Here is a 913-nt window from a genome sequence, read left to right on the forward strand (position 1 = left end):
CTAGATTTTAGTCTGCTACTCTTTCAATTCACGGTAAGTTCTGAAAATTTCTTTAATCGGGCGTTTCGCTTTAAATCCAAAGGTTTCATTGAAATGAGACCCATCAATAACGACCGGATACTTAAAATAATTAAGCAAATAACACGGAAACATTGTTAAGTTCAGAAAGCCTGTAATGGCACGAGGCAACACGGGCGGGATAGATGGAATGGGTATGGGTGTACACTCACAAAGTTCCAGCGCGTCTTGGTAGGCAACCCAGTCATTTGTCGAAACATTGTAGACACCGCGCTTTCGCTGCTTATGCGCTAGCGTAACGGCATCGGCCATATCATCTATATGTATGAACTGCATGATTGGAGAGAATCCCATCAGTACCGGTGCGTATTTACTTGAAAGTAAGTTGCTGATGGTATTTCGTACGCCAGGGCCGACAATGTTACAGGGCCTTAGAATCGTAATGTTCAAGTCAGGATAGCGCCATAGGTAGATATTAGCTAGGCTTTCAAGCTCGACGGAATCTACCAGGTCCATTGTTAGCTCAGCTGCTTTTAGCGGGGCAGTTTCATCAATCAGTGCCGGGTTATAGGGTGATGACCCATAAACGTGATAGGTTGATAGCACAATAACATTGCTGATCCCGTATTTATGACTTAAGTCCAAAAGCTTTTGTGTGCCAAGAACATTGGCATTATAACGTCTCATCCGTGTTTCTTCTGCAGAAGAAATACGTCCGAGGTGAATAACGCTATCAAAGTCATGATGCTTAAACAGGTCTTCAAAAACGCGTTTATTGAAATCGACTTTATAACTTGGAATGTCGTCGCTGTGATAGGTGATTTTACGGAAATCTACAGCAGCAATTTGGTATTCATCACGAAGTCGATTAATGACTTGCTGGGCTAAGGCGCCG

General features: G+C 43.0%; 1 protein-coding gene. It reads right to left on the reverse strand.

Annotated elements, in window-relative coordinates:
• Positions 1–15: 15 nt before the first annotated feature.
• On the reverse strand, positions 16–913 hold an 898-nt coding region (locus A3756_RS19955; RefSeq protein ID WP_068554417.1), incomplete at its 5' end, for an SDR family oxidoreductase.

It is taken from the genome of Oleiphilus sp. HI0086 (assembly GCF_001635225.1).